The 24,411-nt window shown below is 38.0% G+C and carries 21 protein-coding genes; 13 read left to right on the top strand and 8 right to left on the bottom strand.

What is annotated here, in order from left to right; all coding sequences use genetic code 11:
* Nucleotides 1-107: 107 nt before the first annotated feature.
* The gene (locus tag ACTJIV_RS10155; protein WP_111956010.1) at nucleotides 108-668 is read left to right on the top strand and encodes an RNA polymerase sigma factor; all 561 of its coding nucleotides are present in this window, start codon (nucleotides 108-110) and stop codon (nucleotides 666-668) included.
* Between the two features lie 96 nt (nucleotides 669-764).
* Here the strand turns inward: ACTJIV_RS10155 and ACTJIV_RS10150 are convergent, their stop codons facing one another.
* Entirely contained in the window at nucleotides 765-1,397 is a 633-nt protein-coding gene (locus tag ACTJIV_RS10150; protein ID WP_440627219.1) for a hypothetical protein, read from the bottom strand.
* 109 nt (nucleotides 1,398-1,506) lie between these two features.
* Here ACTJIV_RS10150 and lipA point away from each other — a divergent pair, with 109 nt between their 5' ends.
* Complete coding sequence (gene lipA / locus ACTJIV_RS10145; protein ID WP_111956014.1) at nucleotides 1,507-2,373, top strand: lipoyl synthase; 867 nt, start codon at nucleotides 1,507-1,509, stop codon at nucleotides 2,371-2,373.
* A 213-nt stretch (nucleotides 2,374-2,586) separates the two neighbouring features.
* Here lipA and ACTJIV_RS10140 read toward each other — a convergent pair whose 3' ends face one another.
* Nucleotides 2,587-3,447 carry an AraC family transcriptional regulator gene (locus tag ACTJIV_RS10140; RefSeq protein ID WP_440627217.1) on the bottom strand — a complete coding sequence of 287 codons (861 nt, stop codon included), beginning with the start codon at nucleotides 3,445-3,447 and terminating at the stop codon, nucleotides 2,587-2,589.
* Nucleotides 3,448-3,640: 193 nt separating this feature from the next.
* On the opposite strand from ACTJIV_RS10140, the gene ACTJIV_RS10135 reads away from it, so the two are divergent.
* Nucleotides 3,641-4,840, top strand: a complete 1,200-nt coding sequence (locus ACTJIV_RS10135) for an MFS transporter (protein ID WP_440627215.1) — start codon at nucleotides 3,641-3,643, stop codon at nucleotides 4,838-4,840.
* 166 nt (nucleotides 4,841-5,006) lie between these two features.
* Here the strand turns inward: ACTJIV_RS10135 and ACTJIV_RS10130 are convergent, their stop codons facing one another.
* On the bottom strand, nucleotides 5,007-5,387 hold the full coding sequence (locus ACTJIV_RS10130; RefSeq protein ID WP_111956020.1) for an STAS/SEC14 domain-containing protein: 381 nt from the start codon (nucleotides 5,385-5,387) through the stop codon (nucleotides 5,007-5,009).
* Nucleotides 5,388-5,502: 115 nt separating this feature from the next.
* Here ACTJIV_RS10130 and ACTJIV_RS10125 point away from each other — a divergent pair, with 115 nt between their 5' ends.
* Complete coding sequence (locus ACTJIV_RS10125) at nucleotides 5,503-6,708, top strand: NAD(P)/FAD-dependent oxidoreductase (RefSeq protein ID WP_440627212.1); 1,206 nt, start codon at nucleotides 5,503-5,505, stop codon at nucleotides 6,706-6,708.
* A 92-nt stretch (nucleotides 6,709-6,800) separates the two neighbouring features.
* Here ACTJIV_RS10125 and ACTJIV_RS10120 read toward each other — a convergent pair whose 3' ends face one another.
* The 4 genes from ACTJIV_RS10120 to ACTJIV_RS10105 all read right to left on the bottom strand — a co-directional run bounded on the left by ACTJIV_RS10120 (nucleotide 6,801) and on the right by ACTJIV_RS10105 (nucleotide 10,860).
* Nucleotides 6,801-7,997, bottom strand: a complete 1,197-nt coding sequence (locus ACTJIV_RS10120; protein WP_336380081.1) for a vWA domain-containing protein — start codon at nucleotides 7,995-7,997, stop codon at nucleotides 6,801-6,803.
* A 256-nt stretch (nucleotides 7,998-8,253) separates the two neighbouring features.
* Complete coding sequence (locus tag ACTJIV_RS10115) at nucleotides 8,254-8,928, bottom strand: SIMPL domain-containing protein (RefSeq protein WP_336380080.1); 675 nt, start codon at nucleotides 8,926-8,928, stop codon at nucleotides 8,254-8,256.
* A 178-nt stretch (nucleotides 8,929-9,106) separates the two neighbouring features.
* A complete protein-coding gene (locus tag ACTJIV_RS10110; RefSeq protein ID WP_440627210.1) occupies nucleotides 9,107-9,754 on the bottom strand; it encodes an amidohydrolase family protein in 648 nt (215 codons plus the stop codon).
* Nucleotides 9,736-10,860, bottom strand: a complete 1,125-nt coding sequence (locus ACTJIV_RS10105) for an amidohydrolase family protein (RefSeq protein ID WP_440627208.1) — start codon at nucleotides 10,858-10,860, stop codon at nucleotides 9,736-9,738. Before ACTJIV_RS10105 ends, ACTJIV_RS10110 begins: the two co-directional genes overlap by 19 nt.
* A gap of 193 nt (nucleotides 10,861-11,053) precedes the next feature.
* Between ACTJIV_RS10105 and ACTJIV_RS10100 the strand changes: the two genes are divergently transcribed.
* The 6 genes from ACTJIV_RS10100 (at nucleotide 11,054) to ACTJIV_RS10075 (ending at nucleotide 20,479) form a co-directional block, all read left to right on the top strand.
* Nucleotides 11,054-12,835 carry a histidine kinase gene (locus tag ACTJIV_RS10100; RefSeq protein WP_440627206.1) on the top strand — a complete coding sequence of 594 codons (1,782 nt, stop codon included), beginning with the start codon at nucleotides 11,054-11,056 and terminating at the stop codon, nucleotides 12,833-12,835.
* Nucleotides 12,836-12,956: 121 nt separating this feature from the next.
* Nucleotides 12,957-13,691 (top strand): LytR/AlgR family response regulator transcription factor, encoded by a 735-nt coding sequence (locus ACTJIV_RS10095; RefSeq protein ID WP_111956030.1) that lies wholly within the window; start codon nucleotides 12,957-12,959, stop codon nucleotides 13,689-13,691.
* A 71-nt stretch (nucleotides 13,692-13,762) separates the two neighbouring features.
* The gene (locus ACTJIV_RS10090; RefSeq protein ID WP_440627204.1) at nucleotides 13,763-14,305 is read left to right on the top strand and encodes a lipocalin family protein; all 543 of its coding nucleotides are present in this window, start codon (nucleotides 13,763-13,765) and stop codon (nucleotides 14,303-14,305) included.
* Between the two features lie 340 nt (nucleotides 14,306-14,645).
* Complete coding sequence (locus ACTJIV_RS10085) at nucleotides 14,646-15,896, top strand: CinA family nicotinamide mononucleotide deamidase-related protein (RefSeq protein ID WP_440627202.1); 1,251 nt, start codon at nucleotides 14,646-14,648, stop codon at nucleotides 15,894-15,896.
* A gap of 104 nt (nucleotides 15,897-16,000) precedes the next feature.
* The gene (locus ACTJIV_RS10080) at nucleotides 16,001-18,058 is read left to right on the top strand and encodes a M13 family metallopeptidase (protein WP_440627200.1); all 2,058 of its coding nucleotides are present in this window, start codon (nucleotides 16,001-16,003) and stop codon (nucleotides 18,056-18,058) included.
* Between the two features lie 330 nt (nucleotides 18,059-18,388).
* On the top strand, nucleotides 18,389-20,479 hold the full coding sequence (locus ACTJIV_RS10075) for a M13 family metallopeptidase (protein WP_440627198.1): 2,091 nt from the start codon (nucleotides 18,389-18,391) through the stop codon (nucleotides 20,477-20,479).
* 64 nt (nucleotides 20,480-20,543) lie between these two features.
* Here the strand turns inward: ACTJIV_RS10075 and ACTJIV_RS10070 are convergent, their stop codons facing one another.
* Nucleotides 20,544-21,590 carry a hypothetical protein gene (locus ACTJIV_RS10070; RefSeq protein ID WP_223558605.1) on the bottom strand — a complete coding sequence of 349 codons (1,047 nt, stop codon included), beginning with the start codon at nucleotides 21,588-21,590 and terminating at the stop codon, nucleotides 20,544-20,546.
* A gap of 353 nt (nucleotides 21,591-21,943) precedes the next feature.
* On the opposite strand from ACTJIV_RS10070, the gene ACTJIV_RS10065 reads away from it, so the two are divergent.
* The 3 genes from ACTJIV_RS10065 to ACTJIV_RS10055 all read left to right on the top strand — a co-directional run bounded on the left by ACTJIV_RS10065 (nucleotide 21,944) and on the right by ACTJIV_RS10055 (nucleotide 24,311).
* Nucleotides 21,944-22,390 carry a type VI secretion system contractile sheath small subunit gene (locus tag ACTJIV_RS10065; protein ID WP_223558606.1) on the top strand — a complete coding sequence of 149 codons (447 nt, stop codon included), beginning with the start codon at nucleotides 21,944-21,946 and terminating at the stop codon, nucleotides 22,388-22,390.
* Between the two features lie 21 nt (nucleotides 22,391-22,411).
* On the top strand, nucleotides 22,412-23,773 hold the full coding sequence (locus tag ACTJIV_RS10060; protein WP_111956046.1) for a DUF5458 family protein: 1,362 nt from the start codon (nucleotides 22,412-22,414) through the stop codon (nucleotides 23,771-23,773).
* A gap of 64 nt (nucleotides 23,774-23,837) precedes the next feature.
* A complete protein-coding gene (locus ACTJIV_RS10055; protein ID WP_440627195.1) occupies nucleotides 23,838-24,311 on the top strand; it encodes a hypothetical protein in 474 nt (157 codons plus the stop codon).
* Nucleotides 24,312-24,411: the final 100 nt, after the last annotated feature.

The raw sequence follows: 24,411 nt of genomic DNA, 5'->3' as shown, positions 1-24,411 counted from the left end.
AAATTCAGGAGTATAGAGAAGGGATGTCAGAAGGTAAAAAAATCAAAGGATAAAAAGGCCTGTCTGCACCTTTGTGCTTTCACTTAAAAAAATTATATTTGTTAATAATGAACGAAGAACAGCTATTTCTGCTTATTCAAAAGGCAAAAGAAAAGGACCAGAAGGCCCAGACCAAGCTCATCAATATTTTTTGGGTGGATGTTTTCTCTTTTGTCATGAAAAAAGTAAAAGATGAAAATGATGCAGATGAGATTACGGTGAATGTTTTTTCCAAAGTGCTGTCGAAACTGGATATGTACGATCCGCATTTTCAGTTTAAGACCTGGGTATTAACTATTGCCCAGAATACAGTCATTGATTTCTGGCGGAAAAGAAGCCGCGAAAACCAGGATCCTACCGAAAACCTGGATGAGGTTAAAAACCAGTTTGCAAAATCTCCGGAAGAGCTGATGATTTCCAATGAAGAGCAGAAAAAGATCATCAAAACCATTGAATCGCTGGATGCCAATTACCAGGATATTATTAAACTACGTTTTTTTGAAGAAAAGAGCATCAAGGAAATTGCAGAAGAGCTTGGAATTTCCGTCGCCAATACTAAAGTAAGGGTGATGCGTGCTAAGAAAGTCCTGGCCGAGCTGCTGAAAAATAATGAATTTGATGATAATTAAATGGTTAAGTAAGATAATCAGTTTCATTCAGTCTTAAAAGCAAAGCTTACCTTAATAATCTTAAAGGCTTAATAGGATCTTAATGATTCAAAATTTTCACAAATAAATTTCCTCTTTTGTCTTGGGAAGAACAATTTTCCTCGGCTCCTTCTGATTCCTGTTTTGCAGATCTATTTTCAATCCTTTTTTAATATAGGTTTCCTGCTTGGATTTACCATATTCAGAAGTATTTTCAACTTCTTTTTTATAATTGAGCTGCCCTGTGGAAAGATTAAAGTCTATGTCTGCCCAATAATCTCCGGGTCTGCCATACGTTGAAGAATGGCCGATCAGTTCAAAATGGCCGTTTTGAAACCTGTATTTATCCGTGTAGCTCCATTTCCAGCTGCTGCCGCCTGCCTGGGTGATATTCAGGATTCCTTTTTCAATAGTTGTTTCCTGATAGGGATCTCCCATCATCCCTCCGCCGGCACTTTCAAGAATGGCATTCCTTGATTTACTCAGGATCATCCATGTTCCGCCACTTCTTTTCTGAATCTGGATCTCACGGATTTTACCCAGTTCACCTTCATCTGCTGTAGTATAAATAACCACTCTTTCAGGAATTTTATCACCATCCAGATCGCCTTCCACAGTGTCAATGATTTCTGAACCTGCCGGCTGAAGTTCTTTCTGGGCAAAGCAAAATGTACTGATAATAAGGGATAGGGTAAAAAAGATCTTCTTCATAATTTAATTTTGGTGGTTTAAAATTACTAAATTATATGTTTCATCAATGTTTGTCTTTGATTGTTTCGATAAAAAAATCACTAACTTTGAAGCTCAATTTGAGAAATAAATGGAGAATTTAGTTCAAGATACTACCGTTCAAAAACCAAAGTGGATCCGCGTAAAACTTCCTACCGGAAAGAATTACAGAGAGCTTAGGACTTTGGTCGACAAATATAAATTAAATACCATATGTCAGAGCGGAAGCTGTCCGAATATGGGTGAATGCTGGGGAGAAGGAACGGCAACGTTCATGATCTTAGGAAATATCTGTACAAGAAGCTGCGGATTCTGTGGTGTAAAAACAGGAAAACCACTTGATGTTAATTGGGATGAGCCTGAAAAAGTGGCTCGTTCTATTAAATTAATGAAGATCAAGCATGCTGTTCTTACCTCTGTGGACCGTGATGATTTAAAAGATATGGGCTCCATCCTTTGGGCTGAGACTGTAAATGCGGTAAGAAGAATTTCTCCGGGAACAACGATGGAAACTCTTATTCCGGATTTTCAAGGACTTACCAAACATATTGACAGATTGGTAGAAGTGGCTCCTGAAGTGATCTCTCACAATATGGAAACCGTAAAACGTCTGACAAGAGAAGTAAGGATCCAGGCTAAATATGAAAGAAGCTTAGAAGTTCTGAGATACCTAAAAGAAGCTGGCCAGAGAAGAACCAAAACCGGGGTAATGCTTGGTTTGGGTGAAACTAAAGATGAGGTTTTCCAGACCATTGAGGATATCAGAAATGCCAATGTAGATGTAATCACGCTTGGACAGTATCTTCAGCCTACTAAAAAACATCTGCCGGTAAAAAGATTCATTACGCCGGAAGAGTTTGATGAATTGGGAGATTTTGCAAGAAGCTTAGGTTTCAGACACGTAGAAAGCTCACCGTTGGTAAGAAGTTCCTACCATGCTGAAAAACATATTCACTAATAATATAACTTAATAATATAATCGCTTCACTCGAAGCGGTTTTTTTATTTTAAACACTTAATATTTTGAGTAATGAACTCGGTGATGAGAGATATCTCTTAAATTAAAAAATTGATCACTTTCCTCCTGACAAAATCTGTCGGATCATATTCCCCTCCCTTGGAGGGGTGGCAAAAATTCAAAGAATTTTTGACGGAGTGGTTAAAAAAATAATCAATTCCGAACCTCAATATTCTTCAAATGCTTTTTCCTGAACTCTGAAGGCGTTTCACCCGTATGCTGCTTGAAAAGTTTATTAAAATAGGATAGGCTCTCGAAACCTACCTGAAAGCAAACCTCTGTCACAGAATAATCTTTAAGCAGAAATATCTTAGCCTGATTGATCCTGTAATTGTTAACAAAATCCGTGAACGTCATATTGGTCTGCTTTTTAAAATAACGGCAGAAAGCAGGCGTACTAAGGCTTACAATCTTTGCAATTTCGTTGACATTAGGCTTCTTATCATAATTTCCATGGATGTAATCGTAGATGGTTCCCATTCTGATCTTGTCATTCAGGAACCATTTTATCCTGGTGTCTTCCTTATTCAGTTCTCTTACTTCATCTGAGGCGGCGAGAATCTGCAGAATTTCAATTAATCCTATCAGAGAATCAAAAGAGTTTTTATCCTTGATTTCATGAAGTTTTTCGACAACCTGCTTTTTTGTTTCTCCTGAAAATGAAAGCCCTAAATAAGACTTTTCCAGGAGCTTTTTAATGTTTTCAAACTCAGGAACGGGAACAATAATATCCTGAAGGAAATTCTCCCGCATCTGAAGCACTAATTGTCTGCATTCCGTCTGGATACCATAATCAAAATTAAGATGAGGAACATTGGATCCTATCAGAAGCAGATCGCTTTCTGTAAAAACAGAAATATCCCGGCCTACATGCCGAATTCCGTTGATGGCTTCTACATAAACAAGCTCTATTTCTGGGTGATGATGCCAGAAAAAACAGTTCTTTAAAGACGGTGAAAAAAGCTTGAAAGACTTTCCGCTTTCAAACTCTATGACTTCTTTCTGGATCTTCATTCTGTTCTGATTTGATTGATTCTGATTTTAAATTTACATAAAAAGGTTAAGATGGAGCAAATTTTTATCATTTCAGGAGAAGTAAAAACCGATATTTCTCTCGAATTTTGCACTTTCAAAGTAAAGATGGGATTCTGTTTTTATTTTTTATAAAAATCACTTAAAATTAATTCGAAAAAGAAGTTTACTCATAATGAAGATTGATAAAAGAATAATACCGTTAGCCATAGGTGGTCTGGGAATAGGGACTACGGAATTTACCGTAATGGGACTGCTTCCTGATATTGCCAACACTTTAAAAATTACCATTCCTGAAGCAGGGCATCTCATCTCAGCTTACGCCATGGGAGTAGTGATCGGAGCTCCGATACTGATCGGGTATTCCGTAAAATTTCCGCCTAAAAAAGTGCTGATGGTTCTAATGATCCTTTTCACACTATTCAACGGGCTTTCTGCGGTAGCTCCTGATTATACAAGTATGCTGATTATCAGATTTATGTCCGGACTTCCTCACGGTGCGTTCTTCGGAGTAGGAACAGTAGTAGCATCCCGTATGGCTGGAAAAGGGAAGGAAGCATTTTATATATCCTTAATGTTTACAGGGCTTACGGTAGCGAATCTGATCATGGTTCCACTGGTTACCTATATCGGACATGCTTACCACTGGAAACTTTACTTTGCAATTGTAGCAATGATCGGCCTTTTCGCCATATTGTTCCTGAAATTATGGCTTCCAGCCGTAGAATCCAACCAGGATACCCATTTTCTGGAGGAATTGAAATTTCTTAAAAATAAGCAATCATGGCTGGTTTTAGGGATTACAGCGATTGGGTTTGGAGGACTTTTCACATGGCTCAGCTATATTACTCCTTTAATGACGATCGTGGCGGGAATCCAAAGCAACCAGATGGCGTATGTGATGATCCTTGCCGGTGCCGGAATGGTTGTTGGAAACCTTGCAGGAGGATTTATTTCTGACAGGCTGGGGCCCGAAAAAACATGTGCATTATTGATCTTTCTGATGATGATTTCTCTGGCAGGAGTATTTTTCTTTGCAGATAACCAGAATATGGCACTCATACTGACATTTGTTTGCGGAGCACTGTCGATGTCCGTTGCGGCACCTATTAATATCATGATGATGAAAGCAGCTCCAAAAAGTGAAATGATGGCTGCGGCATTTATGCAGGCCGCATTTAATATTGCTAATGCGATGGGAGCATTTCTGGGAGGAATTCCTTTGGAATATGGTTTTTCCTTCAAATATCCTTCGTTAGTAGGAGTGGGGATGACATTCATCGGTCTGGCAATAAGTTTAAGATACAGATATTTGTACGGCAAACAAGCTCCTGATGATGAAACAGTGGTAGAATGTGTGCCTTGTGATAAGTAATTGTAAAGCTGAGACTAAGTTCAAATCAATTTCTAAATTTTGTCAAAAAATGTAGATGAGTTAATTATTTTATAAGACAGCTTAAAGGTTTATAACCAGCTGTATACATACAAAAGAGGCTTTGTTCAACGACAGAACAAAGCCTCTTTCTCTTTATAGTATAATGCTAAACTTCTACTTCATTACCGTTTTTACACCAGTAAAGTGCATTATATAAGTTTTCCTTAGGAAAGGATTTGAATTCTCCCGGCATCAGAACACTGAAAATATCCGTGAAGTTCTGTACTCCTTCTTTATCTGTAACAATAGCTGTACGGTTCCATTTTGTAAGATTTTTTAATCCTAAAAATGCGTCTTCAAGCCATGCGCCCATGGTAAAATTATCCAGATCAGTATCCAAATACAATAAGTAATTCAGCTCACCAAACTGATCTACTTTTTCTTTTACATGAGGAATGACAAGGTTTTCAAAATCTTTTTTCGTCACATCTCCGGTTGCACTGAACGCTGCAACATTTTCCGGAGCTTCTGGAATAATCGTTATCATACTAATTATTTTAAATGGTTGGATTTTAAAACTGGGTACAATAATTGCACCATAAATTGATAAAAAATCGTTAAAATACTTATAAATGTTATTGTTTTAAATGTAATATTCAATTATGGATCTAAAATCAAACGAACCTTTCTGGCTTTTAAAAAATGGACTAATAACTTCTTATCCGTCTCTGAAATCAAATAAAGATTGTGATGTATTAATTATAGGAGGCGGCATTACCGGAAGCCTTATTGCCCATCAAATGATTAGTGACGGCTTTAAAACGATCCTGATTGATAAACGTGAACTCTGTAACGGCAGTACTTCAGCAACTACTTCCATGCTGCAGTATGAAATAGATGTTCCTCTTTTTGAGCTTGAGGAGCTTATTGGTAAGAAAGGAGCTGTAGAGAGCTACAAAGCCTGTTCTGATGCGATAGATAGTCTCGAAAAACTTTCAAAACAGATCAGGTCTGATGCGGGATTTAAACGAAAGAAATCTCTGTATTTCGCATCAAAAAAGAAAGATGTCAGTTGGCTTAAGGATGAATATGCTGCAAGAAAAAATGCCGGTTTTGATATAAAATGGCTGGAAGCAGATCAAATTGTAGAAAAGTTTGGACTTGAAAATACATATGGGGGAATTGTGTCCAGACAGGGAGCCAGTATTGATGCTTTTAAGTTTGCTCATGAACTATTTAAACATAATGTAAGAAAAGGGTTAGAAATATTTGATAAGACTGAAATGATAAAGGTGGAATATCATAAAGGTTTTAATCTGGTAACAGTAGACAGCGGTTTTCAGATCAAAGCTAAAAAAGTGATCTACTGTATAGGATATGAAAGCAAAAACCTGATCAAAGAAAACTTTGTTGATTTAAAAAGTACGTTCGCCATCGTTTCAGAAATCGATGTCGACAAATTCAAAAATATGGGAAGTACGCTGGTCTGGAATACTGATGATCCTTATATTTACATGCGTACAACAGATGATGGAAGACTCCTGATCGGTGGTGGAGATGAAGATTTCAACGATGCTGAAAAACGTGATGCTCTTCTCGATAAAAAAGAAAAAGAGATTCTGAAAAACCTGAAAAAAATAAAACCCGATTATCATTTTTATACAGATTTTGTATGGGCCGGAACTTTTGGGGAAACCAAAGACGGGCTGCCTTATATTGGGGAGCATAAAAAATTTAAGAACTCTTATTTTGTCCTGGGCTTCGGGGGGAATGGGATCACTTTTTCTGTGACAGGGATGGAAATGGCTTCACAGTTTATGAAAAATAAAAAACACCTGTTGTCTGAATATTTTCAATTCGGGAGATAAAACTGGTAGCTTCTGGAACCTTTGTCGCCAGTGTAAGCGGGTATTAAGAAAAGTGCAATAAAAAAATGGTGACTGCGAAGCCACCATTCCTATTATTTCGAAGTATATCCATTCGTTTTTGCCTGCTCCAGAATAGATCTTTCAATTGCTTTCCCAAGATCATCAGAATCTGCATTGCCCCGTTTTTTCATTTCGGTATCAATATATTCCTGGCGTTTTCTGGACAGCTCTTCAATCTCCTTCTGGATTTTCTCACGCTCTGCAGATTTTACAGCAACTGCTTTTTTAATTTCTTCCTTGCTTTTGCCTTTTAATTCAGCTGGCAGCGCATCATCCTTCACAGTAGCAATAAATCCTGCATCACTTTCAGCTTTGTCCACCAGGTCCCAGTGGTCGTTTTTATAAGCATTTTTTTTAGACTTGGCTACGGTTCTTTCTACGTAATTGGAAGCCGACTGAACTTCTGCATTCCTGTCCTGGGTAACCTGCTTAAGCTTATATTCAGAGCCATGACTTCCATAATAAATATAGGTATCATTCAGCTTTGTATTGCATTCTGAGATTTTTACATCATAAGGCGTTTCAATATAAATCACCTTTCTGTCACTGTCAATATTGAAGTACTTGCCGCCGCCCACTACTGCTCCGTTCTGCCAGAAGGTTTGCGTCCCTTCTTCTCTATTCCCGCAGAAAATAGTATTGGTATAAATGTTTTTGTTTTTAGCTTTGGAAATGACTTCCTTGTAATTTACTTTTCCCTGATCAAACGGCTCATTGCCGGCGATATAAATCAGTTTCATGCTTTTTTCGTTGCCATCCCAGTTCAGATTCATCGAGGCATCGCGGATCACAGCACCGCAATATTCACTTCCCCCATTAGTTCTTAAGGCAAATAATTTCTCGGAAACCAGATCCAGATCCTGCGTAAGAGGAGTAACCTGGCGGATATAATTTTCATCGCGGATCCCGTCATTCCCATATTCATAAAGGGCAATTTCAACCTGTGGAGCCTGTCCGTTATACTTTAGGGTGGTTAAAGTATTCACAATATTCCAAAGCCTTGATTTGGCCTGATCGATCAGCCCGTCCATACTGTTGGAAGTATCCAGCAGAAGGGCAACCTGGATTTTATTATCCTTTGATGTTACTGCAGGCTGTACTACTGAAGCATTTTGTATAAATGCTTCCCGACCTGATGTATTGCTGTTTGAGCAGCGGATGTCTGAAAAACTGCCTGAGCTTAAAAATGCGCTACCAGCTGTTAATGCTAAGATTTTTAAAGTTGTCATAATTCTATTTTTATTGGTTATCTGTTATAATATTGAACCCATTTTTTCGGGCCGAACTTTAACTGTCGATGTTTCTGTATGCTTCAGTAATAAATGTCGTTGCAGGTTTATTGTTTTAATTCCTGAAGTAAAATTATCTGTATTTAAGGCTGAAAATTGGGAGACTTGGTGAAATGAGACTTTCACTTGGTGAACTTTAAAAACTGTTTAAGACAAAAAAACAGCCCTTCCGGACTGTCTTTTAAATCTGTTAATTCTAAAGGATTTCGTATCTCGTTTTGATGCTGTATTTCAGCTTGATATTTTCGATATTGTCAAAAGAAAAATCTACCGCAGTATCTGCCGCTTCCAGCTGTACATTTCTGATGCTGCTTTTATAGGCTACAGGAAGAACCGTATCGCTGGTGTAATCTTCAATTTCGATAATCTCAAGAGGAGCTCCTGTCTTTTTGCCCATACTCTCCAACAGGTAATCTGCCTTTTCTTTTGCTGCTTTTAGAGCATTGATCTTAACGGTTTTCTTAAAATCAGAAATTTTAGTGTTCTTCACTTCGGCCACATTCAGATTGCTTACCCATTTCTGGTTGAGGTCTTCAAATATTTTGTTGATATCCGATTTTGTATTGGCTTTGAACTGGTAGCTCTTCGTGAATTTTCCATTTTTAACATATACATTCTGGTACATGGATTTAAATTTGATGTCTTCATTCTTCACGCCGTATTTCTTTAATGTTTCAAACAGCTTCTTTTCATTGTCTGCCAACTCATTCTTGTTATCCGCTTTGATGCCGATGCTGAAGATGATCTCATCCGGTTCCACTTCCATTTCTGCAATACCTGTAACTTCAATTGCATTTTTCTTTATCTCCTGTGCATTTGCAAAAGTTCCCAGGGTAAAGATTCCGATCAATAAAAAATGTCTCAATTTCATAATTTCTTGTTTTAAATTCTGAAGTAAAATTACTGCGATCTGAAACCGAAAATGGAGAGACTTGGTGAAATAAGGTTTTCACTTGGTGGATGGTCACAAAAAAAGACGATCCCTGTGAGAATCGTCTTTTCAAATTTTTTAAATGTGATTTAAACTATCCGGAATGGTTCAAAAATGATTAATAGATAAAGTAAACCTTCGAGATTTTATCGTTTTTAATTTCATAAATAGCTGTTGCTTCAGTCTTTACACCAGGTCTCAGGCCCGAAACGCTCTCTTTATCGATAACGGAATTAAGATTCACAATCCTCTGCTTGATTTCGCAATGCAGATCCGGAGATTTATCAAACAGATTGGAATAGGATTTTCTCATGGCTTCCTTTCCTTTGCTGATCAGCTTTCCGGGAAACAAATACAGTTCTACGTCCTCTGCATAAGGCTCCAGAAATGCTTCAATATTTCTTGCATTATAAGCATTCACCTGCTGCTGAGCCAGAGATTCCGGTGTCACTTTTACAATTCTTTCCCGGTCTATAGGAAGTCCGCTTTTTATAACCACATCAATATCAGTAAGATGGTCCAGATTTTCAACAGGATTTGAATTCAGTAAAACAAGATCCGCTGCTTTTCCCACTTCAATGCTGCCGGATTCCTTTTCTTTATTAAGGATTTTCGCAGGATTAATGGTTGCCGACTGAAGAATCTGCCATTCATCCATCCCGCTTTCCTTCATGGCCTTAAGTTCTGTGATAAATGATGATGCATGTTGCGTTCCGATATTTCCGGCGTCCGTACCAGCAGCGATTGTTACACCTCCTTCAGCCATTTTTTTGAGATGACAGCTCTGATGGAGTCCGTTTTTGAAATATAAGCTTTGGTCTTCGGCTCGCTAAACCTTGTTTTACGCTTATTAAGCATAACAGAGTCTGACGTTTGTATAAGGTGCTTCAGGTCGTACATAGAGCCAATGCTTTCAGGATGGGAATTTTCCAGCTCATAAGTATTGTAGGTCTTCTTTTGTCCGTAAGTATCATAATAATTATCCATTACCGTAAGGGTAGGGCATACAATAACCTTTTTTGATTTTAAAAGCTTTATAAAATCATCAGAAATCAATTCATCCTCTATATTGTGTACCAGGAAATCGGCACCGTTTTGTACGGCTGTTTCTGCGGTGAAGCGTTCTGTTGCATGAATGGCAACCTTTAAATTATTTTTATGAGCTTCATCAATAACTGCTTTTATAGCAGGTTCCAATTCCTTTGCCTGTTCTTTCTTTTTCTGCGCATCTCCCGTTACAATATACCATATCTTAATAAAATCAGGTTGATAAGGGATCTGTTCCTGAACCAGTTTCTTAGCCTCCTCAACAGACGAAAGCAGTCTGAAAGGCTCATCTTTATTAAGATTTTTAAAAGCTTCAGGTTCATAAGTAGTAATGAGTGGTCCCGACATATACACTGAAGGCAGGCGTACATTCTCTTTCAAAGAATCCCTGAGTTTTAGCAAATTATACGTTGCCCCGGGATCAATCACTGACGTTATTCCCATTTTAAGATAACGCTGCAGAAGACCTTCCATATTATGATGGCTCCAGCTGATCTCTTTTTCATAAGGAACATGTTTTCTGAGATCAAGGGCATCCGGCCTTGTATACAGACCGCCGCTCTGGAAAAAATGGACGTGTGCATCCGTCATTCCAGGCATTAGGTATTTACCTTTACCATCAATAACATGGGAATTCTTCGGAATTTTGATCTGTCTGCTGGGTTTTATTGCTGTAATTGGCTTTCCTGAAAAGACAACAGTCTGGGCAGGAATCAGTTTTTTGTGAATAACATCTACAACAGTTACATTTTCAATATAAATCTGCGCATGCAAAATGCTCATACAGAAAAAGGCGGCCAATGCGATCTGGAATTTTTTGCTCATGAGTTTGGGATAAAGTAACAATACAAATATAAGAAAAGGTGAACTGCCCTCTGTTACAGAATTTTAAGGGGCATGTAAAGAGGAAAGATTGATTTTTAATTGGGCAAACTGGGTGAAATGAAGTTTTGACTTGGTAAAGAATAGGAAAGGATACCTAAAGTTTTACTTACTTTGCATGCAAGATCTGAAATCTGTGAAACTAGTTTTTAAAATACTGTTTATCTTCATGCTTGCTGTAGGAAATTTTTGTACAGCACAGGATTCCATGCAGGTTACTCAGGCCTACAAATCTGCGGCCAGACTCAGAAAAGCAGTAGATAATAACGATAACAAAGGTGTTGCCGATACCTATGTAGGAATTGCCAATAATTACTACAACCAGGGGAATTATGCCAAGAGCGAAGAGTTTTTAGTCAAAGCCAGAACCATTTACAAAAACCTTAACGATAAGAAAAATCTGGAATCTGTCACCCGGAAAATTGCCCAGTCACAGGAAAAACAAAACAAGATAACTCCGGCCATCAGCAATTACAGCATGGCAGCCGAGATGAGTTACAATGAAAAAAGCAGAGCGGTCAATACCAATGATGCGGCAAGGCTTTCTTCCCCCAACGCTGAACAGAAGGTAGAGGCAATTCAGGATAATATCAATATAGGTCTTAAAACAAAAGATAAAGGCGATCTGGCAGCAAGTTACAGCCAAATGGCAGATGTTAATATACAGCAGAAAGATATTCCTAAAGCAGAAGAAAACCTCAACAATGCTTATGTTCTTTCTAAAAAAGAAGCTCCTCAGCAGGCATTGGAAATTAATCAGAAACTGACCAATTTCTATGTTGAAAACAGAAATTTTGAAAAAGCCATTGAGGCCAAAAAGAAAGTCCTGAAAGAAGATTTTGTCAAAGAAAATTCACAGGAAAAGGTCAACCAGATCCAGGAGCTGGCTGATATTTATATAAAGAAGAATGATCCGGAAGAGGCTGTGGTATTATTAAAAAATGCTTACGGAATCGCTCTGGAGAAAGGGCATACACTTGAAGCTCAGAAAAGCGTAAAACGACTGGACAGCCTATACAGTATAACAGGAAATACGGATGCCTCAGTGTCGCTGTATCGCGATTTCCTTGGGAAACTTCCGGATATTGTGTCCAAAGACAGAAGCCTGGTTGATAATAAAATTCTGGAAGATACTGAGCAGAGAATTTCACAGCTTGAAAAGGAAAAAGAGCTGAAAGATCAGCTGATCCGTAAGAAAAATGTCTTTAATTACAGCCTGATCGGAGTTCTGATCCTGTTAACCGGACTGATTATCTTTATCTTCAGAACGCTGAAGAAAGTTCAGATTAAAAATAAAAAAATCGCCCTGCAGTCATTACGGCGTGAAATGAATCCGCATTTTATCTTTAACAGCTTAAACAGCGTCAATCATTTTATCGCGACAAATAACGAACTGGAAGCTAACCAGTATCTTACGAAATTCTCTAAATTAATGCGTGGCGTCATGGAAAATTCCACCGAAGATTTCATTCCTCTTCAGCAGGAGCTGGATTTGCTTCAGAATTATCTTGCTCTCGAAAAGACACGTTTTGCTGATAAATTTGATTATGAAATTAAGGTAGACGAAAGCCTGAATATGCAAAGCCTGAAAATTCCCGGAATGCTTGTCCAACCGTTCCTTGAAAATGCGGTCTGGCACGGACTGCGCTACAGAAGTGAAAAAGGATTTTTGAAATTAAGTTTTGAAAAAGAAGACCAGCATTTAAAAATCACCATTGAAGACAACGGAATAGGGATTGAAGAAAGCAAAAAGCAAAAGACAGATCACCAGAAAGCAAGAGAAGGCCGCGGAATGAACAATACACTTGAAAGAATTCAGCTCCTGAATGATTTGTATAAAAAAGATATTGCCTGCTTTGTAAAAGACAAAGAAAATAGTAGTGGCGTTTTGGTTACCTTAAAAATTAATCTTATTTAAAGTAACGAAAGCCTTAAAAAAACTTCCTGTCAGCTCCTGAATTCAAAAACGGAAAATATCAGTAAATCCATTCACCACTTAAGACCTGTTATCTAATATCTGTAATCTCTAACCTGAAAAAATGAAAATACAATCCATAATCGTAGACGATGAGATCATTGCAAGAGAAGTTCTCAGAAATTATATCACGAAATACTGCCCGCAGGTAGAAATTGTAGGAGAGGCAGAAAATATCAAAGAAGCCGTTCCCCTGATTGCTGAAAAACAGCCGCAATTGGTCTTCCTGGATGTAGAAATGCCTTTCGGAAATGCCTTTGATGTGTTGGAAGCTACCAAAGAATTTTCCTACGAAACTATCTTCATTACAGCATTTTCTCAATATTCACTACAGGCACTTAATAAATCGGCCAGTTATTATATTCTAAAACCGATAGATATTCAGGAACTCATTCTTGCAGTAAATAAAGTAGCAGAAAGCCTTGAAAGTAAAGAAGAGCTCAACCGTAATAAAATACTTCTCGAAAATTTAAAATTGAAACCTGAAAAACAACAGCTCATTCTTCCTACACTTCAGGGATTTGATGTTGTAAAAACTGAAGATATCCTAAGGCTGCAGGCAGACGGAAATTTCACACAGGTTTACCTTACCGACGGCTCAAAAAAGATGGTCTGCCGTTTCCTGAAACATTTCGATGACCTGCTGGAAAATCCTTTTGTAAGAGTTCACCGCTCCCATATCATCAATGCAGGATTTGTAAAATCTTACCATAAAAGTGGAACTGTAATGCTTTCAGATGATACGGAAATTGAGGTTTCAGGCAGTTTTAAAGATAATTTCCTGAAAGTCTTTTCCTAGAATTTCTTTCCTTAACAGCTTAAAGGCATTATTTTTGAAGTTTTCACCGCAATCACGCAAAATATCCAATTATGAAAACTCTTCAGAAAATTGCGGTTCCGGTTACATTAGGTCTTCTGGGGCTGGTTGTTTACAATTCCTGTTCTCCCGGAATTACAAAAGGAGCTGTTGCCGTCAATAATTTTGATGCTAAAAAATATCTTGGAAGATGGTACGAAATTGCCCGTTTCGATTACAGGTTTGAGAAACATATGGATAACGTCACCGCCGAATATTCCGAAAATTCAAACGGTTCCATCAGTGTCCGCAATAAAGGCTATGATTATGTTAAAAAAGAATGGAAAGAATCCATCGGAGAAGCCAGGTTTGTAAAAGATAAAACCGAAGCCCGCCTTAAGGTTTCATTCTTCAAACCAATCTGGGCCGGTTATAATGTAATTGATATCGATGAAGATTATCAATACGCCTTGGTAGCAGGAAGCAGCGTAAAATACCTTTGGATTCTATCCAGGACAACCTCTATTCCTGAAAGCATAAGACAGCGTTTCCTCGAAAAAGCGAAAAGATTAGGATATAATACCGATGAGCTTATTTGGGTAAGGCATAATCAATAATTTAGAAATCACTATTTTAGAGAAAACACCAATTGTGAATTTTGCTTTGCAAGTCAAATGTGAACTTTTTTAGAGGTAAAATCTCAGACTGAGGTTAAGGTTTAGAGGATTATTTAACATGCCCAGACTCTTTAACCAAAAAGCTCGAATCCAAAACATGAAAATTCATAACTCAAATTTGCTTTAAAAATCTTATAGCACTCAGGCCCGATACCTTCGCCATCGCGAAATAGTTATAGTTTTAAACAGTATGAGCCAAAGATAAAAAAAATCATTTTATGTTGTCATAGCCGCAGATTTTTACGTCATTTGCAGGACATTTTCTTTCAAGAATTTATATATGGAAAAAGCTGTTCTGATTACTATAGGTGATGAAATCCTTTCCGGGAACACCATTGATACCAATTCTAATTTTATTGCCGCAGAACTTAAAAGCATAGGCATACAGGTTACACAGATTTTTACAATTTCAGACGAGATTGCCATTATTAAAAATACTTTAAAAACTGCTTTTGAAATTGGAGACCTTGTCATTACAACAGGCGGCTTGGGCCCGACAAGAGATGATAAAACCAAAAAAGCACTGGCTGAATATTTTAATGATGAAATTGCACTGGATGAGGCAACCTTCAACCATCTTAAAAACTATATGGAAAGACGCGGCCGCCTGGATATCCTTGAAAGAAACAGAGAACAGGCTTTTGTTCCTACAAAATCGGTTGTTTTTCAAAATCATTTCGGAACCGCACCATGTATGATGATGGAGCAGGACGGAAAATTATGTTTCAGCCTTCCCGGGGTTCCTTATGAAGTGAAACCGTTAATCAGGGAACAGATCATTCCTTATTTAAAAGAAAAATTCAATCTTTACTATATCCATACCAGGATAGTTTCTGTAGTAGGCATTCCCGAAAGTATTCTCGCAGATATTATTGAAGAATGGGAGCTTGCCCTTCCTGAAAATCTTGCATTGTCTTATCTTCCGGTAGGAACACGTGTGAAATTGAGGCTGACTGCTTCAGGAGATAACGAAGCTGCTCTGAAACAGCAGGCAGAAGATGAAATCCAGAAGCTTCTTCCTCTGGTAGGTGATCACGTTATCGCCGTGTCGGAAGACAAAATAGAAAAAATTCTGGCAGAGATGCTTGACGATAGAAAACTGACTATTTCCACTGCAGAAAGCTGTACCGGAGGTGAGCTGGCAAGAATGATCACATCCAATTCAGGAAGCTCAAAATATTTTGTAGGGGGAATTGTACCTTACGCCACAGAAAAGAAAATAGAAATTTTAAAAGTCTCCCAGCAGACTGTAGATGAATTTACAGTGGTAAGCGAGCAGGTGGCCAGCGAAATGGCAAAAGGATGCCAGAAATTATTTGACTCCGATATTTCCATGTCCACAACAGGTGTTGCGGGCCCTGGTAAAGGTAAGGACGGTAAAGAAGTGGGAACCGTTTTTTATACCATCCGGATCAAAGACAAAGAAGTTACTTCAAAACTGTACATGCCTCATCTGGACAGACTTGATTTTATGAATTTCGTTTCCCAGAAGATCATTCAGGATCTGGTAGGCCTATTGATTTCGGAGTAGTTTTTTACTAAAATAATCAAAAATTATAATTGTTAATTTTTTATTGAAAAGAATTGTAACAGATTATAAAAAAAACAGACATATACTATAAATTTGCTATCATAATGAAAAAACTAACGCTTTCTTTGTTTTTACTGGCAGGAGTTTGCTCACTTAATACAGTGAACGGACAGGCAAAAGCCGTGAAAACAGCAGTTAACAGCACAGATAAAGGCTTGGATATTAGCCTTATGGACACTTCTGTACGTCCGCAGGATGATTTTTATAACTACGTAAGCGGAACTTGGATGAAAACCGCTAAAATTCCATCCGATAAGCCGACCTGGGGAAGTTTCAACAAACTGGCAGAAGATACAGATAATAACTCAATGACTATTCTGAACTCTCTTCTGAAAGATAAATTTGAAGATGGAAGCGAGGGGAAGAAAATCCAGGATCTGTATGCTACTTATATGAATATGCAGAAGAGAAATGCAGACGGAATCAAACCTATTCAGGCTAACCTGAATAAAATTGATGCGATTAAAAATCTGGCTGATCTTCAGAACTATTTGATATCTGTAACAAAAGACGGAGAAAATACTTTGTACGGATGGGGTGTTGATGCAGATCTTAAAGATTCTAAAATGAATGCCGTGTACTTAGGAAATGCTTCTCTGGGATTAGGAAGAGATTATTATCAGAAAGTAAACGAAAAAAATACTGAAGCTCTTGCTGAATATCAGAAATATGTAGCTTCCATGCTTAAAGAATTAGGCTACAAAAATGCTGATGCAGCGGCAAAAGGAATCGTTGATTACGAAAAAAGCATTGCAAAAACATATCTTACCAACGAACAGAGCCGTGACAATACACTGCAGTACAACCCTAAAACAATGGCTGAGCTTTCAACATTGGTAAAAGGTGTTGATATCCCTGCTTACCTTAAAAAAGTAGGAGTAACTACAGATAAAGTAATCATCGGAGAAATTGGATATTACAAAGAATTCGATAAATTGGTGTCTGCTCAGAACCTTCCTGTGATCAAGGATTATTTAAAATTCCATATGATTCACGGAAGTTCATCTTACCTGAGTGAGAAATTGGGGAATATGAGATTTGACTTCTATGGTAAATACCTGAGAGGTCAGCAGGAGCAGAGAGCATTGAACAAGAGAGGTTTTGAATTGATCAATGGTACACTTGGTGAAGCTTTCGGAAAATTATACGTTGAAAAATACTTCCCTGCTGAAGCGAAAGCACAGATGGTGGAACTGATCGATTATTTAAAGAAAAGCTTTGCAGTTCATATCAACAATTTAGCGTGGATGTCTTCTACAACGAAAGAAAAAGCAATGAACAAACTGAACAAGTTTACAATAAAAGTTGCTTACCCGGACAAATGGAAAGACTATTCAAAATTAGATATCGTTTCTGAAGCTAAAGGTGGAAATCTATACAGCAATCTTCAGAATATTTCCGAATGGCAGTACAATAAAGATCTTGCAAAAATCGGTAAAGCTGTGGACAAAACAGAATGGGGGATGACGCCGCAAACGGTAAATGCTTACTATAACCCGGTAAATAACGAAATCGTTTTCCCTGCTGCAATTCTTCAGCCGCCTTTCTTCAATCCTAAAGCTGATGCTGCCGTAAACTTCGGAGGAATCGGTGCTGTTATCGGACACGAAATGAGTCATGGATTTGATGATTCAGGAGCCCAGTTTGATGCAGACGGAAACCTGGTAGACTGGTGGACGCCGGAAGATAAGGCCAACTTCGAGAAAGCAACTAAAGCTCTTGCTGCTCAGTATGACAAATACGAGCCTGTAAAAGGAACTTTCGTAAACGGTACCTTCACAAACGGTGAAAATATCGCTGACTTAGGAGGAGTAAATATTGCTTACGATGCACTTCAAATGTACCTGAAAGATAAAGGAAATCCAGGGAAGATCAGCGGATTCAGCCAGGATCAGAGATTCTTCCTAAGCTGGGCAACCGTTTGGAGAACTTTATCCAGTGAAAAATATATGGTGAACCAGGTAAAAACTGACCCGCACTCTCCGGGATACTTCAGAAGCTTTGGACCACTTATCAACGTTGATGCTTTCTATAAAGCATTTGATGTGAAAAAAGGAGACAAATTATACAAAACTCCGGAAGACAGAATCAAAATCTGGTAAAAATAACAAGCCGCTCAGCAATGAGCGGTTTTTGTTTGGTTGATTTGTGGGGTAGGGTTCAAGCTCCGAGTGAGAGTTGCAAATTTTTGATTTCGCATTATAATGGATTATTTTTTTTCAGGTTACAGATAACATCATAAAAATATCATTTTTAACAATAATCTCCACTCTAAAACACTGTCACTGATACTCTCAAACTCTCACCCGTACCCAGCAACTCGAATCACAACCCAAATCACCAACTTCTCATCATTTATCAATTATCATTAATTAGCTATCATTAAAGTTTGTATATTTGGTAAGTTTGTGTTAAATCAAAAATTATCTTTAATGAAAAAGCTAAATATTGGAATACTTGCTCTTTCCGGCATTGTATTTTTAAACTCATGCGGAACGGCTAAAACTGCTGCTACAAAAACTGAAACTACGGTTGCTGTTGCAGAGCCTGTGAAAGAAGAATTAAAAGAAGAAGGAATCAATTTATCTTATATGGATAAAAGCGTCCGCCCGCAGGATGACTTTTTTAGCTATGTGAACGGAAATTGGGTGAAAACTACCCAGATTCCTTCCGATAAAGCGAGCTGGGGTTCTTTCAATGCGTTGAGAGAAAATGTAGATGATGCTTCTCTGGATATTCTGAATAAAATTTTATCCGAAACATATTCTGAAGGTTCAGAAGGCCAGAAAATTCAGAATCTATACGCATCTTTCATGGATGTAAACAAAAGGAATGCAGATGGATTGGCTCCAATCAAAGGAGATTTATCAAAAATTGAGGCGATCAAAAACCTTAATGACCTGCAGAAATACCTTCTTGAAGCCACAAAGTTAGGAGACAATTCCTTTTACGGCTGGAGGGTAAGCGCAGACATGAAGAACTCTAAAATGAATGCAGTATATCTTGGCGGTCCGGATCTTGGATTAGGAAGAGATTACTATCAGAAAGTAAATGATGCCAATACTAAAACCTTAGCAGAATACCAGATGTATGTCGGGAAATTATTCGATGTTTTAGGAAATAAAAATTCAGCACAGGCTGCGCAGAATGTAGTGGCATTTGAAAAGCAGCTTGCTAACTACCTGTTGACTCTGGAGCAGAACAGAGATGCCAACCTGAGATATAACCCTAAAAATGTAGCTGAACTTCCAGGACTGGTTAAAAATGTTAACCTGGCTAAATATCTGAAGGATGCAGGTGTGAATACCGATAAAGTAATCATCGGAGAACTGAAATATTATCAGAATATGGATCAGTTCATCACTGAAAAAAATCTTCCTCTGTTAAAAGATTATCTGAAATACCATTTAATTAACGGGAATGCCAGCAATCTTGATGATAAGCTTGAGCAGATCAGATTCGATTTCTATTCAAAGTATCTTCAGGGCCAGAAAGAGCAGCGCCCGATGGACAAAAGAGGGCTTAGCCTTGTGAATGGAGTCCTTGGTGAAGCTTTCGGAAAATTATACGTTGAAAAATATTTTACTCCTGAAGCAAAAGCTCAGATGGAGATGTATATTGACTATATTTTAAAATCATTCAAAACACATATCAACGATATGGACTGGATGTCTCCGGCCACTAAAGTGAAAGCTCAGGAAAAACTGTCTAAATTCACTGTGAAAATTGCTTATCCCGACAAATGGAAAGATTATACCCAGTTAAAGGTGGAATCTCCAAAACAGGGTGCAACACTATACTCCAATCTTCAGAACGTAGCTGCGTGGCAATATCAGAGAAGCCTTGATAAAGTAGGAAAACCGGTTGATAAAACAGAATGGGGAATGTCTCCGCAAACTGTAAATGCTTACTACAGCGGATCAAACAATGAGATTGTTTTCCCGGCGGCCATTCTTCAGCCTCCTTTCTATAATCCTAAAGCTGATGCTGCCGTAAACTTCGGAGGAATCGGTGCTGTTATCGGACACGAGATCTCTCACGGATTCGATGACAGCGGTTCGCGTTTTGACGGGGACGGAAACCTCAACAACTGGTGGACGGATGAAGACCGTAAGAACTTTGATGCAAAAGTAGCACAGCTGGCGGCTCAGTACAGCGCTTACGAACCGGTAAAAGGAAGCTTTGTAAACGGTAAATTTACAAGCGGTGAAAACATCGGGGACCTTGGTGGAGTAGCTGTAGCCTATGATGCCCTTCAGATGTACCTGAAAGATAAAGGAAACCCTGGAAAAATTAGTGGATTTACACAGGATCAGAGATTCTTCATGAGCTGGGCAACCGTATGGAGAACAAAATCTACCGACCAGTATATGATTAACCAGGTGAAGACCGATCCGCATTCTCCGGGAGTGTTCAGGGCATTCGGGCCGCTGGTCAATCAGGACGCATTCAACAAAGCATTTGATATTAAACCTGGGGACAAAATGTATAAAGCGCCTCAGGACAGAATAAAAATTTGGTAGAATAACCAAAAATTGTTAGAAAAGAAAGAATCCATCCCCATTAAATGTGAGATGGATTCTTTTTTTAATATGCTTTCTTATAATTCCGGAGGACAAAATTTATTCCGGTTTCAATAATGTCACCCATGGTTTTACAATACTTGAAGTTGACGTCGTAGGTAAGTTTTTGCAAAGCTGTTTTCAGCTCTGTAACATTAGCTTCCGGCGCAATATCTTCTTTTTTCATAATGGCAATAAGTTCATTGAATCTGCTTTTGCTGCTGGTTACTCTTTTTACAATTTGTGAACGTACTTCTTTACGATACTGCTCTATAGAATTAGGCTTCAGTTTTTCCAGTACCATGCTAACCATCGCGTTGTTTTCTTTAAAATATTGGGGAAGATAAACTTTCAAATTCCCTTCATAGCTTTGCTGGTCAAAATCGATGGGGCGAATCTTGTAAATAACCTGGTCGAAATCGTGAATGGGAATAATAACATAATTATAAGAACGCATGTCACCCAACAGCCCAATGAGGCAACGTTCATTGAATTTTACAAATTCCTTGGAAATCTGTGCTTTTTCCAGTTCTGTACAGTTCTGTAAATGTTTCTGGATAAAAATATCTCCGGGAATTCCTAAGATATGTTCTTCTATCAGGGTATTTTTGTGGATAAGGAAATTAATTCGGTTGGGAGAAAGCAGATCTTCAATTTCCAGCCCATAGATACGGGAAGCATCAGCCTGTTTAATATAAAAATTAGTATGATTGTCATTGAGAATATTTCTCACCCGAATCCGAAAAGGCTTAGAGTTTCCGAAAGTACAAAAGTCGATCGTATCCACTTTCAGATAAGGCAAAGTTGCCTCGTCTCCATCGGAATGAAGAAGGGTGTAAATCTTATTTAAATTAGCCTCTATTTCTTTAAATTCATGCTCAGAATACAATACACCAAGCCACAAAGTATCTTTGCCCTCCTTATCCAGAATATTTACACTGTCGCTGAATCTCAGCAGATCTTCATATAAAAACTGGATCTTAGTCGTTCTGTTATGTCTTTCCAAATACTGATTTAATGCTTCTGAAACAGGATATATTGGTTTTCTAAACGCGATCTTTACATCTTTCATGACTCTGTTACTTTGTTTAAATATAAAGAATTTTTTTCCTCATACCGGAAGAATTCCTATTTTAATACGTGGTTGATGCTTTTTTATAAATGCAAAGCATGCAAAGATTTATTTTTATTTTCCCACAGCTTATTTTATTTATTTTTCATAGTTTAGTGATATCGTAAAGTCATGATTTTACGTTAAATATAAATTAGCTTAAATTAAATATTTCAAGAAAAATCTTTACAAAATTTTGTATGTTACAGTTTTTTTTTAAATTTAAACATTGGATTGGTAATTTATTTGATTCATCAGTAAATTACTCAAAGACAGATCCAAACCAAAATCAGAAATCTCAAAATAACAATAATATGGCAATGTTTAATTATGGTGTTGGCGGCAACGAGGTAAAAGTAGACGCTAATGAAGCTATTCAGGAAATACAGGAAAACAAATCGCTGATAGTGAGCCAGCTTACTACAGAAGAATCTTATACCCCTGAAATCGTAACAGGATTAAAAACTGTAGACGACGTCTTCAGACATTTTCAACCATCCGTAGCTGTACAGCACGAGACGGAAGATGGTGGAGTAGTGGAGGAGGAATTCCGTTTTCAGAATCTTGCAGACTTTACCCCTAGAAATCTTACTCAGAAATCAGACTATTTACAGCAGCTTAGCATGGAACAGGAGCAGTACAATAAAATCGTACGCCAGCTGAAGACCAATAAGATTCTGCGTAATATGCTTGAGAATGAACAGACCAGAGCTGCATTCATCGAAGTATTGAAAGATGTGGCACAAGAACTTGAAAAATAATTATTTACACTAAATCAAATCATGGATAGCAAATTACAGGCACAAGAAAGCCAACAGCAGAGTCAGCAGCAGCACTCAGGGCAGCCGAAAGGTAACCCGCTTGCGGAGCTTAATAAAATAGGAGGTTTTGGCTTTGTTGAATCCGTTGTAGACGGGATCGCCAATATGAACCCTACAAGAAAAGCCAGGAAAGAAATTTTCCTGACGGACACCAATAAATCAGACGAAAGAAAAGAGCTTCTTCAAAAAATAAACCTTTGGGTGAGTCTTTTAGAAGGAAATGAGTCTGCAGATAAAATGGCAGATACCTGCAAAACCAAAGCGCAGGCAGCAGATCAGAATCTAAAGACCAACCTGAAAAATACACTTGATGCAGTACGTCTGTTGGAAACCAACTACAGAACTGTAGCTCAGTTCTATAAAAATACAGAACTGGATAAAGTGGATAATGTAAGCATCGTTAATGCAAGCCTTGAGCAGGTTTCAGATCTGGATAATCCTTTATTCATTGATGCTATTTCCGAAGAATTCAAAAACTATTACGACCGTTTAGATCTTAGAGACAACTATTCTATCCTGGCAATACCTGGATATTTAGGCTCAAACAAAGTCATTGAAAAATGGGCAAAGATCTGTAATGAGAACAAAGTAATGATGGTAACCGACTTTGCCAATCTGGATAAACCGGATGACGTAGTAGACTTATTCCATTCTGCAAACCTTACGGGAGGCGAGCTTCACAGAAGTAACGTTATTATGACGTGCAACTGGCTTGTGGGCAGAGGAAGAGCTGAAGAAGTAGGAGAAGAAGAAAATGTAGAGCTTCCGCCTTCCACTTCATTAGCTGGAAAAATCCACAAAACTTTGATGTCTCAGGTGGCAGCAGGTAAAAAGCATGGTAATATCAACGAAGTAGATGCCGTAAAATTCGAATTGAAGAAAAGTGAAATTTCTCAGTTAGAAAAAATGGGTCTTGTTCCAATGGTGAACGAGTATGGAAAAATCATGGCATTCTCTGCTAAAACACTGTTTACAGGAGATAACATCGGTCTTCAGACCTATTCAGTAGTGCGTGTATTCGACTACGTAACTAAAGTTTTACTTGACTTCCTGAACAGAAGAGCCTTCGAAAACTGGAATGCCAAGAACGAAGACGATTTGAGAAGGCAGATTGTAACCTTCCTTGACAATATCAAAGGTCCGGACAAATTGATTGAAAAGTTCAAAATTGTTCGTTTCGAGCAGGACAGAGTCAATAAAGACAGAGTATGGCTTGATATCCGTATGACCCCTTATTTCCCTACAAAAAGTTTCGTTATTAAATTGGACGGGCATAAAGGAGATGATGGTAACGAGTGGGATGCACAATATACTCAGGAATAACAACAACCCAATTTTAATAACAAAACCGATGCATTTTTACATCGGTTTTTTACTGCCAATTCATATGAAAATTAATGTGATCAAAAATAGTTTAAACCTCTTTCTGCCTGTACTCCTCCTGATTATATTGTCGGGATGTGAGAAAAAATACCAGGCGCCGGACCATTATGCAGTAGATCTTTTTAAAGACGAACGGCAGCAGGGAAAAGCTTATATCATGAACGAAGAAGAATGCTTTGACGGTAGCGAGCTGGTTATTGCAAGTTCCAATGTGAAACTAACTGACAGTTCAAAAGGAAGAGGGAAAACATTCTTTCTTTACAAAGTAAGATCCGGAAAAGTACTGAAAACAATAAGAGATTCAGTGATGGATTATCCGTTCATGTTTCTTTCTGATCAAAGACTGAAGCTTAAGCCAGATTCAATCTACCTTTACCTGAAAAAACTTGAAGGCTACCGGTTTATTGCTGCAGAAAGAAATCTCAAATATCAATGGCTGAAAGCTGCTCCCGTATATTCCATTAAAAAGGATAAATAATTTTATCTTTGCAGAACGGGAACTGACAGCATTTTAAGCTTTTTAAAAAGAGGTTGCAAAATATGCTTCGACTCTGCTCAGCATGACAATCTGCAGCTAT

It is taken from the genome of Chryseobacterium sp. 22532, from assembly GCF_052044665.1.
GTDB classification, from domain to species: domain Bacteria; phylum Bacteroidota; class Bacteroidia; order Flavobacteriales; family Weeksellaceae; genus Chryseobacterium; species Chryseobacterium lathyri.
Note: the sequence above shows the minus strand (reverse complement) of the source record. Positions and strands in the feature narration are given on the sequence as shown.

Coding starts and splice junctions, on each gene's coding strand:
- ACTJIV_RS10120 (WP_336380081.1), bottom strand. CDS start 7,997: ATGACAACTTTAAAAATCTTAGCATTAACAGCTGGTAGCGCATTTTTA.
- ACTJIV_RS10150 (WP_440627219.1), bottom strand. CDS start 1,397: ATGAAGAAGATCTTTTTTACCCTATCCCTTATTATCAGTACATTTTGC.
- lipA (WP_111956014.1), top strand. CDS start 1,507: ATGGAGAATTTAGTTCAAGATACTACCGTTCAAAAACCAAAGTGGATC.
- ACTJIV_RS10095 (WP_111956030.1), top strand. CDS start 12,957: ATGAAAATACAATCCATAATCGTAGACGATGAGATCATTGCAAGAGAA.
- ACTJIV_RS10140 (WP_440627217.1), bottom strand. CDS start 3,447: ATGAAGATCCAGAAAGAAGTCATAGAGTTTGAAAGCGGAAAGTCTTTC.
- ACTJIV_RS10070 (WP_223558605.1), bottom strand. CDS start 21,590: ATGAAAGATGTAAAGATCGCGTTTAGAAAACCAATATATCCTGTTTCA.
- ACTJIV_RS10065 (WP_223558606.1), top strand. CDS start 21,944: ATGGCAATGTTTAATTATGGTGTTGGCGGCAACGAGGTAAAAGTAGAC.
- ACTJIV_RS10085 (WP_440627202.1), top strand. CDS start 14,646: ATGGAAAAAGCTGTTCTGATTACTATAGGTGATGAAATCCTTTCCGGG.
- ACTJIV_RS10115 (WP_336380080.1), bottom strand. CDS start 8,928: ATGAAATTGAGACATTTTTTATTGATCGGAATCTTTACCCTGGGAACT.
- ACTJIV_RS10105 (WP_440627208.1), bottom strand. CDS start 10,860: ATGAGCAAAAAATTCCAGATCGCATTGGCCGCCTTTTTCTGTATGAGC.
- ACTJIV_RS10080 (WP_440627200.1), top strand. CDS start 16,001: ATGAAAAAACTAACGCTTTCTTTGTTTTTACTGGCAGGAGTTTGCTCA.
- ACTJIV_RS10130 (WP_111956020.1), bottom strand. CDS start 5,387: ATGATAACGATTATTCCAGAAGCTCCGGAAAATGTTGCAGCGTTCAGT.
- ACTJIV_RS10075 (WP_440627198.1), top strand. CDS start 18,389: ATGAAAAAGCTAAATATTGGAATACTTGCTCTTTCCGGCATTGTATTT.
- ACTJIV_RS10125 (WP_440627212.1), top strand. CDS start 5,503: ATGGATCTAAAATCAAACGAACCTTTCTGGCTTTTAAAAAATGGACTA.
- ACTJIV_RS10110 (WP_440627210.1), bottom strand. CDS start 9,754: ATGGCTGAAGGAGGTGTAACAATCGCTGCTGGTACGGACGCCGGAAAT.
- ACTJIV_RS10090 (WP_440627204.1), top strand. CDS start 13,763: ATGAAAACTCTTCAGAAAATTGCGGTTCCGGTTACATTAGGTCTTCTG.
- ACTJIV_RS10055 (WP_440627195.1), top strand. CDS start 23,838: ATGAAAATTAATGTGATCAAAAATAGTTTAAACCTCTTTCTGCCTGTA.
- ACTJIV_RS10155 (WP_111956010.1), top strand. CDS start 108: ATGAACGAAGAACAGCTATTTCTGCTTATTCAAAAGGCAAAAGAAAAG.
- ACTJIV_RS10060 (WP_111956046.1), top strand. CDS start 22,412: ATGGATAGCAAATTACAGGCACAAGAAAGCCAACAGCAGAGTCAGCAG.
- ACTJIV_RS10135 (WP_440627215.1), top strand. CDS start 3,641: ATGAAGATTGATAAAAGAATAATACCGTTAGCCATAGGTGGTCTGGGA.